We start from the raw sequence: 14,446 nt of genomic DNA, 5'->3' as shown, positions 1-14,446 counted from the left end.
CTGGTCGCCTGGCGCATCACCCGCAGCATCAAGCTGCCGATCGCCCGTGCCGTCACGGTGGCCGAGCGCATTGCCGAAGGCAACCTCGGCACCACGGTCGAGCAGGGCGGCAACGACGAGATCGGTCGGCTGCTGCATGCGATTGCCGCGATGCAGGACCGCCTGCGCGGCCTGGTCGGCGAAATCCGCCAGACCGCCGAAAGCATCCAGGTGGCCAGCGCCGAAGTGGCGACCGGCAATCAGGACCTGAGCCAGCGCACCGAGCAGGCTGCCAGCAACCTGCAGCAGACCGCCAGCTCGATGGAGCAACTGACCGGCACCGTGCGCCAGAGCGCCGATGCGGCCTCGCAGGCCAACCAGCTGGCGGCGTCCGCCGCCGAAGTGGCGCAGCGCGGCGGCCAGGTGGTGGCGCAGGTCGTGACCACGATGGACGCGATCAACACGAGTTCCAAGAAGATCAGCGACATCATCGGCGTGATCGATGGCATCGCGTTCCAGACCAACATCCTGGCGCTGAACGCGGCGGTGGAAGCCGCGCGGGCCGGCGAACAGGGCCGCGGCTTCGCGGTGGTGGCCGGCGAAGTGCGCAGCTCGGCAACTCGGTGGACAAGGTGGAAACCGGCAGCCGCCTGGTGACCGATGCGGGCTCGACGATGAACGAGATCGTGGCCAGCGTGCAGCGGGTGACGGACATCATCGGCGAGATCACCGCGGCCTCGACCGAGCAGAGCGCCGGCCTGGGCCAGATCAACGGCGCGGTGAACCAGCTCGACCAGATGACGCAGCAGAACGCGGCGCTGGTGGAAGAGAGCGCGGCAGCGGCCGAAAGCCTGCGCGAACAGGCGGGCCGCCTGGCCGGCCTGGTGTCGACCTTCAACCTGGGTGATGGCGCTGCCGCAGCGCGCCCGGTGACGGCAGCGCCGGCCGCCAGCAGTGCAGCAGCCCCGGCTGCCGCCAAGCCCGCACCGGCCAGCAAGCCGGTCGCAGCGCACAAGCCGGTGCCGGCCGCTGCCGCGAAGCCGGCCGCAGCCGCCGCAGCGACGAGCAAGCCCGTGGTGGAGAAGCGGGAGACAACGGTGGCGGCCGCTCCGTCAGCCCCGTCCAAGGCTGCCGTCGGCGCAGGCGACGACTGGGAATCGTTCTGACCCTCTCCGATGGAGTGCTCCCGTGAATCTGCTCAATCGCCTGACCATTCGCGCGCGGTTCAACGTCATGATCGGCATCGTCACCACCTCGCTGGTGGTGACGGCGGCGGTCAGTGCGCTGGCTGACAGTGCCGGCCGACAGGACGCCACCCGCGTCTTCGAAGAATCCAATGCGGCGTTGACGGACGCCGGCGAATTGCGCGACTCGATGTCGCAGATGCGGCGCCTCGAAGCCAGCATGATGGCCATCGGTGCCTCCAACGCGATCGAGATCGACCGCCTGGCCAAGGAGTGGCAGCAAGCCGTGTCGGCCTCGAAGGCCGTGGCCGAACGCATTGCCAAGTCGCCCGCGGCCACCGACGAGGTGCGCACGATGACGGCCAACCACGCCAAGCTGGTCACCGACTACGTGGCGGTGATCCAGCCGCTGGCCGCGCAGCTGAAGGGCGCGCAGATCGATGGCACCGTGGCGCTGGCCTATGCGGCCAAGGCCGAAGGCACCGTGAAGTCGATGCTGGCGAATGTCGATGCGCTGACGAAGTCGCAGCTGGCCCGCGTCGAGACGGTGCGCCACCACGCGCAGCAGCGCGCCACGGTGGCCGACGCCACCAAGCTCGGCCTGATGGGCCTGACGCTGGCGCTGTTCCTGCCGCTGGCCTGGCTGACCCTGCGGGCGGTGTGCAAGCCGCTCGACCGCGTGGTCGGCGTGGCCGAGCGCATTGCCGAGGGCGACCTGACCAGCCATGTGGAGCCGGGTGGCAACAACGAGATCGGCCGCCTGCTGAACGCGATTGCCGCAATGCAGGACCGCCTGCGCGGCCTGGTCGGCGAAATCCGCCAGACCGCCGAGAGCATCCAGGTGGCGAGCACCGAAGTGGCCACCGGCAACCATGACCTGAGCCAGCGCACCGAGCAGGCTGCCAGCAACCTGCAGCAGACCGCCAGCTCGATGGAGCAGCTGACCGGCACCGTGCGCCAGAGCGCCGATGCCGCCTCGCAGGCCAACCAGCTGGCGGCGTCCGCCGCCGAAGTGGCGCAGCGCGGTGGCCAGGTGGTGGCGCAGGTCGTGACCACGATGGACGCGATCAACACGAGTTCCAAGAAGATCAGCGACATCATCGGCGTGATCGATGGCATCGCATTCCAGACCAACATCCTGGCGCTGAACGCGGCGGTGGAAGCCGCGCGGGCCGGCGAACAGGGCCGCGGCTTCGCGGTGGTGGCCGGCGAAGTGCGCAGCCTGGCGCAGCGCAGTGCCGAGGCCGCCCGCGAGATCAAGGCGCTGATCGGCAACTCGGTGGACAAGGTGGAAACCGGCAGCCGCCTGGTGACCGATGCGGGCTCGACGATGAACGAGATCGTGGCCAGCGTGCAGCGGGTGACGGACATCATCGGCGAGATCACCGCGGCCTCGACCGAGCAGAGCTCGGGCCTGGGCCAGATCAACGGCGCGGTGAACCAGCTCGACCAGATGACGCAGCAGAACGCGGCGCTGGTGGAAGAGAGCGCGGCCGCGGCCGAAAGCCTGCGCGAACAGGCGGGCCGCCTGTCCGGCCTGGTGTCGACCTTCCGACTGACCGCCACTGCCTGACGATTCCCTGATGCCTTCCGCCTAAACTCCAAAGGAGCCGGCCATGAGCAAAGCAGTTTCCCTCGTGGCCCGCCTCCGCTGGATGGCCGGCCTGATCACCGTGGTGGTGCTGGCAGGCGCTGCCTACACCGGCTACTCGTTCTACCAGGCCTCGCTGGACCAGCGCCTGTCCACCACCCGCGCGGTGGTCGAGCAGTCGCTGGCCATCGCACGCAAGTACAACGACGAGGAGAAGGCCGGCCGCCTGCCCACCGCCGAGGCGCAGGCCAAGGCCATGGCCGAGATCAAGGCCATCCGCTACGAGGGCAAGGAATACGTCTGGATCAACGACATGACGCCACGCATGGTGGCGCATCCGATCAAGCCGGAGATGGACGGCAAGGACCTCTCCGACTACAAGGACCCGAACGGCAAGAAGCTGTTCGTCGAGTTCGTCGAGGTCGTCAAGAAGAACGGCTCGGGCCATGTGGACTACCTGTGGCCCAAGCCGGGCAGCCAGGACCCGGTGGCCAAGCGCTCGTATGTCGCCGGCTTCGCGCCCTGGGGCTGGGTCGCCGGCTCGGGCGTCTACATCGATGAAGTGGGCCAGGCGGCCCTGCGCTTCGCGCTGGTGAACCTGGGCGTCGGACTCGCGCTGGCGATCGGCGTCTTTGCCTTCGTGCAGGCGTTGGCCAGCACCTTGAAGAAGCGCCTGGCCGCGGTGGAGCAGGGGCTCAAGGCGATTGCCGACGGCGACCTTTCGGTGCAGATCGAGCCCGGCAGCGCCGACGAGATCGGCCGGCTGGTCGAATCGGTGCGCCACACCCGCGACAGCTTGAGCCGCATGGTGGCCCAGGTGCGGCAGACGGCCGATTCGATCCAGCTCGCCAGCAGCGAAGTGGCCACCGGCAATGCCGACCTGAGCCAGCGCACCGAGCAGACCGCCGGCAACCTGCAAAAGGCCGCCAGCTCGATGGAAGAGCTGACCGCCACCGTGTCGCACACCGCCGATTCGGCACGCACCGCGAACCAGCTGGCCAGCTCGGCCGCCGAGGTGGCGCAGCGCGGCGGCCAGGTGGTGGCCGAGGTGGTGAGCACGATGAACGAGATCGACGCCAGCTCGAAGAAGATCGCCGACATCATCGGCGTGATCGACGGCATCGCGTTCCAGACCAACATCCTGGCGCTGAACGCGGCGGTGGAAGCCGCCCGCGCCGGCGAGCAGGGCCGCGGCTTCGCGGTGGTGGCCGGCGAAGTGCGCAGCCTCGCGCAGCGCAGCGCCGAAGCGGCGCGCGAGATCAAGGGCCTGATCGGCAACAGCGTCGAGAAGGTCGCCACCGGCAGCCGCCTGGTGGGCGATGCCGGCAGCACGATGCGCGAGCTCGTCGACAGCGTGCAGCGCGTGTCCTCGATCATCGGCGAGATCACGCTCGCCTCGCGCGAGCAGAGCCAGGGCCTGGGCCAGGTCAATGGCGCGGTGAACCAGCTCGACCAGATGACGCAGCAGAACGCCGCGCTGGTGGAAGAAAGCGCCGCGGCGGCCGAGAGCCTGCGCGACCAGGCGGGCCGCCTGGCCGGCCTGGTCTCGACCTTCCGGTTGACGGTTTAGGCTAGAAAGACGCCGTCCGCGCCTCCAGCCAGGCGCGGGCGTCGCCGCTCACTTTGGCCGTCAGGCGCTCGCGCACCATCGCGTGGTAGGCGTTGAGCCAGGCAATCTCGTCCTCGCGCAGCAGGCGGCGATCGATGCAGCGGGTGTCGATCGGGCACAAGGTCAGCGTCTCGAACTCCAGCATCTCGCCGAAGGCGTCGTTCTCCGGCGTGGCGACCGGGCGGTTCAGCACCAGGTTCTCGATGCGCACGCCCCACTGGCCGCCGCGGTACACGCCGGGCTCGATGGAGGTGATCATGCCGGGCTCCATCGCCATCGTCGCCTCGGGCACCGCCTTGCTGATGCTCTGCGGGCCTTCGTGCACGTTCAGGAAATAGCCCACGCCGTGGCCGGTGCCGTGGCCGTAGTCGATGCCCTCGGCCCACAGTGGCGCGCGCGCAATCGCGTCGAGCATCGGGCTCAGCGTTCCGCGCGGGAAGCGCGTGCGCGACAGCGCCATCATCGCCTTCAGCACCAGCGTGAAGTCGCGCTTGTGCGCGTCGGTGATCGTGCCGATCGGCCAGACGCGGGTGATGTCGGTGGTGCCGCCGAGGTACTGGCCGCCGGAGTCGATCAGCAGCAGGCCGTTGCCCTCGATCCAGCTGTAGGACTCGGGCAGCGCGCGGTAGTGCGGCAGCGCGCCGTTGGCATTGAAGCCGGCGATGGTGGAGAAGCTCAGGCCCACGAAGCCGGGGCGGCGCGCGCGCGCGGCGCTCAGCTTCTCGTCGATGGTGAGTTCGCTGATGCGTTCGCGGCCGAGGGCCGACTCGAACCAGGCGTAGAACTCGCACATCGCCGCGCCGTCCTCGGCCATCGCCTCGCGCACGAAGCCGGCCTCGACCTCGCCCTTGCGGCTCTTGAACAAGGTGCTGGGGTTGATGGCCTCGACCACCCGCACGCCGGCCGGCACCTGCTGGCGGAAGCCCAGCGTGATGCGGCGCGGGTCGACCAGCAGCGTGCTGCCGGCGGGCAGCGTCGCCAGCGCGGCGGCGGCCTGCGCGTAGTCGGCCAGCGCCACGCCCTCGGCCTGCAGCTGCGCGGCCAGCGTGGCGGGCACCTTGCCGGCGCCGACGTACAGGGTGGCGCGCGTGGCGTCGATCAGCAGGTGGGCCAGGAACACCGGGTTGTACTCGACGTCGGCACCGCGCAGATTGGTGATCCAGGCGATGTCGTCGACGGTGGAGACGAAGTGGTGCGTCGCGCCATGCCGCGCCATCGCCTCGCGCACGCGCATCAGCCGCGTGGCCCGTGGCTCCGGGGCCTGCGGCGCGGCATGCGCGTACACCGGCGCAGCCGGCAGCGCGGGCCGCTCGGGCCACACCTCGGCCAGCAGGTCGACATCGGTGCGCAGCTGCACGCCCTGCGCTTCGAGCGCCGCGCGCAGCTGCTGCGCGCCGGCCAGGCCCAGCACCTGGCCATCGACCGCGACGGTCTGGCCCGCCGGTACTTCGCGCGCCAGCCATTCGATGTGGTGGGCGGCCGCGGCGCTGGGAATCTTCACCAGCGCGATGCCGCTGCCCGAGAGTTCCTTCTCCGCCTGCACCCAGTAGCGGCTGTCGGCGAACAGCGCCGCCTGCGTGGTGGTGATCACCAGCGTGCCCATCGAGCCGGTGAAGCCCGACAGCCACTCGCGCCCCTGCCAGCGGCCGGGCAGGTATTCGCTGAGGTGCGGGTCGGCCGAAGGCACCAGCAGCGCGGTGAGGCCATGGCGGGCAAGCGCCTCGCGCACGCGCTCGACGCGCTGGCGGGCCTGGGAGAGTCGGGTGTCCATCGTGGGGCTCCGGGGTGGGGCTCGGCGCCCGGGTCGGGTGCCGTCCGAAGCCGCGGATTCTAGGACGCCCCTCCGCGCTCTTCCGCGTCGCTATGCCGGCTGGGGCACGGCGCTCAGGTCCCCCATGCCGGTCTCCCAGGCATATTCACGCCAGCCGTCGGGGATGGTGGTGATCACGTCCAGCAGCGCGAAGTGCTGCCGGTCCAGGAAGGCATGGCGGCGCAGCGTGGCCACGGCCTCGTGGTACTCGGGCAGGTCGGTGGTCTCCCACACCAGCACGTCGGTGCAGCGGCCATGGAAGGCGCTCGCATCGTGCCAGCGCAGGCGCACCGCGGCGAAGCGGTTGTAGACCTGCATCAGCGCGTCGTCGCACAGGGCTTCGCGCTGCTCGCGGGGCAGTGCCTGCCAGTCCGGCTGGGCCTGCAGCAGCATGAACACGGTGTAGGGCCGCGGCGGCGGCACGGGGGCCGCCGGGCGCTGGAGTCGGTTGACGTTGTCGCGGTGCATGGCCGACACTATGCGAGTATCTGCTCGCATTTCCAACTCGCATTTCACGCGGCCCGCGCCGCGCCTGCCGACCATGCCCACCAAGCCCCCGCCACTGCCGAGAAAGGCCCCGCGCCAGGCGCGATCCCAGGCCACCGTCGGGGCCATCCTCGACGCCACGGCTCGCGTTTTGGTCGAGCGCGGCTATGCCGCCACCAACACCAACCTGGTGGCCGAGCGCGCCGGCGTCAGCGTGGGGTCGCTGTACCAGTACTTCCCGAACAAGGACGCGCTGATCCGTGCGCTGCACGAACGCCACATGCAGCAGATGTACGAGGTGATCGGCCGCTCGCTGTGCGTCGGCGCGGGATTGCCGATGGAGCAGGCGCTGACGCTGGCGATCGAAGGGCTGGTGGAATCGCACCGCATCGACGCCGGACTGCACCGCGTGCTGGAGACGCAGGTCACTGCGCTGCAGCTGGCCGATGCGCACGAGCGCTTCGAGGCCGACCTGAACGAGCAGCTGTGCGCGCTGCTGCGCAAGTTCCAGGCCGAACTCCGCGTCGAGAACCTGCGCCTGGCCGCCTACGTGCTGATGCACGCGGTGCACGGCCTGGTGCATGCGGTGGTGCACCAGCGGCCGGGCGGCGTCTCGTTGAAGCAGGCCACGCGCGAGATCGTGCGCTTGACGCGCGCCTACCTCACCGCGCCGCTGGACGCGCCGGCCTGAGCCGGGGCGGCCGGCGGCGCGCCCGGCAGGCCCTGCGGCTGTGCCACCACCCGCGCATGCCGCGCAAAGGTCCAGTAGCTCCAGGCCCAGTCGATCAGCACCACCAGCCGGTTGCGGAAGCCGATCAGGAAGTACACGTGGGCGAACAGCCAGAACAGCCAGGCCGGATAACCCGAGAAGTGCACGCGGCCGAGCAGCGGCGTTTCCAGCTGCACCACCGCGGCATTGCGGCCGAGTGTGGACAGCGAGCCGTAGTCGGCATAACGGAAGGCTTGAGCGGCCTCGCCACGCAGCCGGCGCAGCAGGTTGGCCGCCGCCAGCCGCCCCATCTGCTTGGCCGCGGGGCTGACACCGGGCACCGGCTTCGGGCCCTGGGGCGACGGCGTCGTCGCCGCGGCCAGGTCGCCGATCACCTGGATCTCCGGGTGGCCGGCCAGCGTCAGGTCCGGCTGCACCTGCACGCGGCCGGCGCGGTCCAGCGTGGCGCCGGCGCTGGCGGCCAGCGCGCGGCCCAGCGGCGAGGCCGCCACGCCCGCCGCCCACAGCACGGTACGCGCGGCCAGGCGCTTCGGTTCGCCCGCCGACCGGTAGTCGACACCGCCGGCGTCGATGCCCACCACCTGGCAGCCCAGGTGCAGCTCGACGCCCAGCTTCTGCAGCTGCCGCGCCGCGCTGGCCGACAGGCTTTCGTCGAAGGCGCCCAGCACGCGGGGCGAGCCTTCCATCAGCACCACGCGGGCCTGGCGTGAATCGATGCGGCGGAATTCCTCGGGCAGCGTGTGCCGCGCGATCTCGGCCAGCGCGCCGGCCAGCTCCACGCCGGTGGGGCCGCCGCCGATGATCACGAAGTTCAGCTGCGCGCGGCGTTCGGCCTCGTCCTGGCAGCGCTCGGCCTGCTCGAAGGCGCCGATGATGCGGGCGCGGATCTCGAAGGCATCGGCCAGCGTCTTCAGGCCCGGCGCGAAGCGGGCCCATTCGTCGTGCCCGAAATAGCTGTGCGTGGCGCCGGCGGCGACGATCAGGTGGTCGTAGGGCAGGGGGCTGCCATCGTCCAAGGTGAGCGTGTGCGCACGGGCGTCGATGTCGCGCACCTCGGCGCGCAGCACGGTCAGGCGGCCGCGCTTCATCTCCCGGCGCAGGATGTGCCGGATGGGCCCGGACACCGCTGGCGCCGACACGTCGGCCGTGGCCACCTGGTACAGCAGCGGCTGGAACAGATGGTGGTTGGTGCGGTCGACCAGCGTGACCTCGACGGCCGGGCTGCGCGCCAGCGCCCGCACCGCCTCGAGGCCGCCGAAGCCGCAGCCGATGACCACCACCTTCGCCCGTGCAGCCGCCGCTGCGTTGCGTTCCTGCATGTTTCCTCGCTCCCTGGCGCCGTGCGCCTCAGCCGGCCCCGGCCGGGCCGAGCGTGCCTGATTGTCCGCGCTCCGCCCCGCGGTCCTGGCTTGTTGGCGCCGGCATTGCGCGCTATTCTGGTTCGCCAGGGATGGGCAGTGCGCCGCAACCTTGTGCGCCGCAGCCGCCGCGTGGGCGGCCAAGGATGGCAGACGTGAGCATGGACCGCGGCAGGACGACGGGTCGCATCCGGGCAGCTGGCTGCACGGCGGTCGTTCTTGCGCTGTGTTCGCTGCCGGCGGCGTCGCGCGCCGATCTGCTCGAGCAGGCGCGGCAGGTCGTCGCGCTTGCTGCCAGCCGCTCGCCCCCCTGGACCGGCCCCAGCACCGGCCCCAGCGCTGCGCCAGGCAAGACCATCGCGGTGCTCGCCGAAGACCTGCGCAACGGCGGCGTGCTCGGCGTGGCCCAGGGCATCCGCGAAGCCGCGCGCGAAATCGGCTGGACCGTGCGCATCGTCGACGCCGGCGGCACGCCCGCGGGCCGCAGCCAGGCGCTGGCCGAGGCGCTGGCCGCACGGCCGGATGGCCTGGTCATCTGCGGGGCCGACGCCCACGAGCTCGGGCCCGCGCTGCGCTCGGCCGGTGACCGGCTGCCCCCGGTGGTGGGCTGGCATGCGGCGCCGGTGGCCGGCCCGGTGGCGGGGACGCCGGTGGCGATGAACGTGACCACCGATCCGATCGCGGTGGCGCGCACGACGGCGCTGGCGGCCGTGGCCCAGTCCGGCGGGCGTGCCGGCGTCGTCGTGTTCACCGATTCGCGCTTCGCCATCGCCAGCGCCAAGGCCCAGGCCATGGCCGAGGTCATCCGCCAGTGCGGCGGCTGCACGCTGCTCGACCTGCGCGACGTGCCCATCTCCGAGGCGGCCACCCGCATGCCGGCCGTGACCCGCGCGCTGCTGGCCGCCCACGGCACGCGCTGGACGCATGCCCTGGCCATCAACGACATCTACTTCGACTACGCGGTGCCGGTGTTCATCAGCGCCGGCATGCCCACCGGCGCGCTCAGCCTGCTGTCGGCGGGCGACGGCAGCGCGCCGGCCTTCATGCGGGTCCGTTCCGGCACCTTCCAGACCGGCACCGTGGCCGAACCGCTGAACATGCAGGGCTGGCAGGTGGTCGACGAGCTCAACCGCCTGATGGCCGGCCAGCCGGTGAGCGGCTTCGTCGCACCGGTCCACCTGGTGACGGCCGAGAACCTCGGCGCCGATGGCGGTTCCCGCCTGGCCTACGACCCCGAGAACGGCTATCGGGACCACTACCGGCGGATCTGGAAGCGCCGCTGACGCGATGCACCGCCTGGTCCAGCGCATCTTCTCTGCCTGGCGCAAGGGCCCGCTGCTGCGCCGGCTCGTGCCGCATTCGCTGCGGGCGCAGTTCGCGGCGGCGCTGTTCGCGATGGGCGCGCTCATCGTCGCCGGCGGGGCCACGGCGGTCTTTGCGCTGCATGCCACCAGCAGCGCGGCACGCCAGTTCTCGCAGGAGCGGCTGGCGCGCATGCAGAACGCGCAGGACCTGCAGCAGCGCACGCAGCAGATCCAGCTGCTGGCCGACCGGATGCTGTCGACCGACTCCGACCGGGTCGCGCACCAGACCTACGCGCAGATCCTGGCCGAGCTCGATGCGCTGGACGAGCTCACCGCGCGGCTGGCGGTCGGCGAGGACGTCTCGGTGCTCGACCTGCACCAGTCCAGCCAGCTGTTCCGCAATTCGGCCCACGTGATCGCCCACCTGCGCGAAGCCGCGGCGCTGCCCGGTGCCGCGGACGTGGCGCGCACGGCGGCGCTGGCCAGCCAGCGCGAGGAGATGCGCTCTTACGCGCAGGCGATGACGGTGTCCGCGCGCGAGCGGTCCGACCAGCTCACGCGCGGCTACCAGGCCGCGGTGCTGCGGGTGGTGAATGCCTCGAACGTCAGCGCGTACTGGGTGGTGGCCTGGCTCGCCTTCGGCCTGCTCGCGGCCTGGCTCATTGCGCGGGTGTTCCTCGGCCAGCATGTCATCGCGCGGCTGCAGCAGGTCAGCCGCAGCCTGCGCGAAGCCGGCGAACCGGGCGCTACCTCGGGGCAGGTGCCGGTCCAGGTGCCGGTGCAGGGTGACGACGAGATCGGCGCGATGGCGCGCGCGGTGGAGCAGTTCCTGTGCGACCGCCGGCAGCTGGCGGCCACCCGCGTGCGGCTCGAGGAAGAACAGCAGCGCCTGGCCGCGATCATCGACAACACCGCCGACAGCATCGTCGTGCTGCAGGCCGGCAAGGTGCTGCAGCTGAACCATGCCGCCGAGCGCATGTTCGGCCTGCACGCGGCCCAGGCCGTGGGCCAGCCGGGCGAGGCCCTGCTGCCCGACCTGGACTGGCAGCCCCGCGGTGTGCCCGGCCTCACGCGCGACGCGCTGGCGCGCGGCAGCGGCGGTGAACCGATTCCGGTGGAGGTCTCGCTCAACCCGGTGTCCGCCGGCGACGGCGGGCTGCTGGTGCTGGTGATCCGCGACGCCACGCTGCGCAAGGAAGCCGAGCAGCACCTGATCGCCGCGCGCGACGCCGCCGAGGCCGCCCGCGCGACGCAGGCCGCCTTCCTGGCCAACATGAGCCACGAACTGCGCACGCCGCTGAACGCGGTGCTGGGCTATGCGCAGCTGCTCGAGCTGGACAGTGGCCTGAGCGTCCAGCAGCGGCGCGGCATCGAGACCATCCGCCGCAGCGGCGACCACCTGCTGGCGCTGATCAACGACCTGCTCGACCTGGCCAAGCACGACGCCGGCAAGCTGGAACTGTGCCTGGGCGAGGTGCAGCTGGCCGAATGCGTGCGGGTCACCGCCGACATCGTGCGCGTGAAGGCCGTGGAGGCGGGCCTGCGCTTCACGGTGGACGTGGCGCCGGACGTGCCGGCCGAGGTCATCGCCGACGAGAAGCGCCTGCGCCAGGTGCTGCTGAACCTGCTGAGCAATGCGGTGAAGTTCACCGACCGCGGCGAGGTCGCGCTGACGGTCCGCGTGCTGCGGTCCGGCGCGCACCGCGTGCGCTTGCACTTCAGCGTGCGCGACACCGGTGTGGGCATCCGCGAAGACCAGCTCGAGAAGATCTTCCGGCCGTTCGAGCAGGTGGGCGACGTGCGGCACCGCACCGCCGGCTCGGGACTCGGGCTGGCCATCAGCCGCCAGCTGGTGCGGCTGATGGGCGGCGACATCCAGGTGCGCAGCGAGCCGGGCCGCGGCACCGACTTCAGCTTCGAGCTGGACTTGGCGCTCGTGCGCGCCGCGGCCGACGAGCCGGCCGTCCACCCCGGCGCGGCCGTCGGCGCCGGCCTGGGCGGCGGCCCGCGCGCGCGCATCCTGGTCGTCGACGACATGCCGGCGAATCGCCAGCTGCTGTGCGACATGCTGCGACCGCTCGGCTTCGAGATCGACGAAGCCGGCGACGGCCAGCAGGCCCTGGCGCTTGCCGGCCAGCAGCCGCCGGACCTGGTCATCATGGACGTCGAGATGCCGGTGATGGGCGGCCTGCAGGCTATTGGCCTGATGCGCGGGCTGCCGGCGCTGCGCGGCGTGCGCATCATCGCGGTCTCCGCCACCGTCGACGCCGACGCGGTCAGCGTCGGTCCTGGCCAGGACGCCGATGCCTTCCTGGCCAAGCCGCTCGACCGCGAACGGCTGTTGCGCGAAATCGCGCGCCAGATCGGACCGCGGCAGGCCCTGCCCAGCCCGTCGGCCGTGCAGCCGCTGTAGCGCCGGCGCGCCGCCGGCTATGCTTGGCTGGATCCGTTCGATCCGGCCCCGACAAGACCTTCAACGATGCGACTGCTGCTGGTGGAAGACGACCGCATGATCGGCGAGAGCCTGCGCCAGGCCCTGCGCCTGGAGGGGCATGCGGTCGATTGGGTGTACGACAGCGCGGCGGCCAAGGCCACGCTGGGCAGCGAGCGCTTCGACCTGCTGCTGCTGGACCTGGGCCTGCCCGATGCGCCGGGCCAGCCGGCGCGACCCGATGGCGGGCTGCAGGTGCTGCAGCACCTGCGCGGCCGTGGCGAGACCACGCCTGTGATCGTGCTGACCGCGCGCGACGCGCTGGGCGACCGCGTCGCCGGCCTCGACGCCGGGGCCGACGACTACCTCGTCAAGCCCTTCGAGCTGGACGAGTTGCTGGCCCGCATCCGTGCGGTGATGCGCCGGCACGGCGGCCGCGCCAGTACCGCGCTGGTGCACGGCGCGCTCAAGCTCGACCCGGCCACGCGCGAGGTCAGCTACCAGGGCCAGCCGGTGCTGCTGTCGGCGCGCGAGTTCGCGGTGCTGGAGGCGCTGATGCAGCGGCCCGGCGCGGTGCTGTCGCGCGCGCAGCTCGAAGATCGGCTTTATGGCTGGGGCGAGGCGGTGGAAAGCAACGCCGTTTCGGTCTACGTGCACCAGCTGCGCAAGAAGCTCGGGCCGGAGGTGATCCAGAGCATGCGCGGTGTCGGCTACTTCCTGTCGCGGGCATGAAGTCGCTGCGCGCCCGGCTGCTGCTGTCGCTGCTGGTGGCCTTGCTGCTGTCCGCGGGGCTGGTCGGCGGCGTCACGTACCACAACGTGCTGGAAGAGGCCGAGACGCTGTTCGACTACCAGCTGCGGCAGATGGCGCTGTCGCTGCGCGACCAGGGCGAGATCGCCGGAGACGAGGCCGCCGCGCTGCGCGACGAGGACCTCGATTTCGTCGTGCAGATCTGGCGCATCGACGGCCGCAGCGTGTATGCCTCGCGCGCGCACCGCAACCTGCCCTCGCGCACCGTGCTCGGCTTTGCCGACATCGTGGTCGACGGCCTGCGCTGGCGCAGTTTCGCGATCGCCGCGCACGACAAGGTGATCCAGGTGGCGCAGCCGATCGCCATCCGCGAAGGGCTGGCCGCCAAGGCCGCGCTGCGCAGCGTGCTGCCGCTGGCGGCGGTGGCGCCGTTCCTGGCCGCCGCGCTGTGGTGGCTGGTGGCCAGCGCGCTGCGGCCGCTGTCGCGCATGGCCGGCACGCTGCGCGAGGCCGATGTCGCCACGCTGCACCCGCTGCCCGAGGACGACCTGCCCGACGAGGTGCGCCCGTTGGTGCATTCGCTGAACGCGATGCTCGAGCGCGTGGGCCAGGCCTTCGACAGCCAGCGCGCCTTCGTCGCCGACGCCGCGCACGAGCTGCGCTCGCCGCTCACCGCGCTGAAGCTGCAGGCCCAGCTGCTCAAGCGCGCGCCCGACGACGCCAGCCGCGCCGCCGCGCTGGACGCGCTGGTGAACGGCGTCGACCGCGCGACGCGGCTGGTCGAGCAGTTGCTGACGCTGGCGCGCCAGGAGCCGGGCGCTGCCCCAGCGCCGGCCAGCGACCTGGCCCTGCTGCCGCTGCTCAGGCAGGTGCTGGCCGACCTGCACCCGCTGGCGCAGGCGCGTGGCAGCGGCCTGGCGCTGCAGGCGGACGAGGCCGACGATGCGGTGGTGCGCGCCGACGCGCCGGCGCTCTCGGTGCTGGTGCGCAACCTGGTCGACAACGCGCTGCGCTACGCGCCAGCCGGCGGCGAGGTGCAGGTGGGCGTGCAGCGGCAGGACGGCCGCGTGTTGTTGCAGGTCGACGACAGCGGGCCCGGCATCCCCGAGCCGGAGCGCGAGCGGGTGTTCGAACGCTTCGTGCGCGGCAGCAGCGCGGCGCAGGACAGCGGCAGCGGCCTGGGCCTGGCCATCGTGCGCTCGATCGCGCAGCGC

At 71.7% G+C, this 14,446-nt stretch carries 10 protein-coding genes and 1 pseudogene; 8 read left to right on the top strand and 3 right to left on the bottom strand.

Annotation, left to right across the window (positions count from 1 at the left end; all coding sequences use genetic code 11):
- The 3 genes and pseudogenes from ACILR4_RS28060 to ACILR4_RS28050 all read left to right on the top strand — a co-directional run.
- Positions 1 to 1,145 (top strand): annotated as a pseudogene (locus ACILR4_RS28060) (methyl-accepting chemotaxis protein); the annotation flags it as partial.
- Between the two features lie 22 nt (positions 1,146 to 1,167).
- Complete coding sequence (locus tag ACILR4_RS28055) at positions 1,168 to 2,736, top strand: methyl-accepting chemotaxis protein (protein WP_395704193.1); 1,569 nt, start codon at positions 1,168 to 1,170, stop codon at positions 2,734 to 2,736.
- 43 nt (positions 2,737 to 2,779) lie between these two features.
- Complete coding sequence (locus ACILR4_RS28050) at positions 2,780 to 4,324, top strand: methyl-accepting chemotaxis protein (RefSeq protein ID WP_395704192.1); 1,545 nt, start codon at positions 2,780 to 2,782, stop codon at positions 4,322 to 4,324.
- Position 4,325: 1 nt separating this feature from the next.
- On the opposite strand, the gene ACILR4_RS28045 is transcribed toward ACILR4_RS28050, so the two are convergent.
- Positions 4,326 to 6,134, bottom strand: coding sequence for an aminopeptidase P family protein (locus ACILR4_RS28045; RefSeq protein WP_395704191.1), 1,809 nt, complete (start codon positions 6,132 to 6,134; stop codon positions 4,326 to 4,328).
- A 90-nt stretch (positions 6,135 to 6,224) separates the two neighbouring features.
- Entirely contained in the window at positions 6,225 to 6,641 is a 417-nt protein-coding gene (locus ACILR4_RS28040; RefSeq protein WP_395704190.1) for a darcynin family protein, read from the bottom strand.
- A gap of 73 nt (positions 6,642 to 6,714) precedes the next feature.
- On the opposite strand from ACILR4_RS28040, the gene ACILR4_RS28035 reads away from it, so the two are divergent.
- Entirely contained in the window at positions 6,715 to 7,350 is a 636-nt protein-coding gene (locus ACILR4_RS28035; protein WP_395704189.1) for a TetR/AcrR family transcriptional regulator, read from the top strand.
- Here the strand turns inward: ACILR4_RS28035 and ACILR4_RS28030 are convergent.
- The gene (locus ACILR4_RS28030) at positions 7,317 to 8,708 is read right to left on the bottom strand and encodes an NAD(P)/FAD-dependent oxidoreductase (RefSeq protein ID WP_395704188.1); all 1,392 of its coding nucleotides are present in this window, start codon (positions 8,706 to 8,708) and stop codon (positions 7,317 to 7,319) included. The two genes, ACILR4_RS28035 and ACILR4_RS28030, sit on opposite strands and share 34 nt — an antisense overlap.
- Before the next feature lie 200 nt (positions 8,709 to 8,908).
- Between ACILR4_RS28030 and ACILR4_RS28025 the strand changes: the two genes are divergently transcribed.
- The 4 genes from ACILR4_RS28025 to ACILR4_RS28010 form a co-directional block, all read left to right on the top strand.
- Positions 8,909 to 10,030, top strand: coding sequence for a substrate-binding domain-containing protein (locus ACILR4_RS28025; RefSeq protein ID WP_395704194.1), 1,122 nt, complete (start codon positions 8,909 to 8,911; stop codon positions 10,028 to 10,030).
- Between the two features lie 4 nt (positions 10,031 to 10,034).
- Positions 10,035 to 12,464 (top strand): ATP-binding protein, encoded by a 2,430-nt coding sequence (locus ACILR4_RS28020; RefSeq protein WP_395704187.1) that lies wholly within the window; start codon positions 10,035 to 10,037, stop codon positions 12,462 to 12,464.
- A 66-nt stretch (positions 12,465 to 12,530) separates the two neighbouring features.
- Positions 12,531 to 13,214 carry a response regulator gene (locus ACILR4_RS28015; RefSeq protein WP_395704186.1) on the top strand — a complete coding sequence of 228 codons (684 nt, stop codon included), beginning with the start codon at positions 12,531 to 12,533 and terminating at the stop codon, positions 13,212 to 13,214.
- The coding region (locus tag ACILR4_RS28010; RefSeq protein WP_395704185.1) for an ATP-binding protein at positions 13,211 to 14,446 on the top strand (1,236 nt) is incomplete at its 3' end. The genes ACILR4_RS28015 and ACILR4_RS28010, both read left to right, overlap by 4 nt.

The organism is Aquabacterium sp., assembly GCF_044226965.1.
Classification (GTDB): domain Bacteria; phylum Pseudomonadota; class Gammaproteobacteria; order Burkholderiales; family Burkholderiaceae_C; genus Pseudaquabacterium.
The sequence above is the reverse complement of the archived record's forward strand: the minus strand, read 5'-3'. Positions and strand labels throughout refer to the sequence as shown.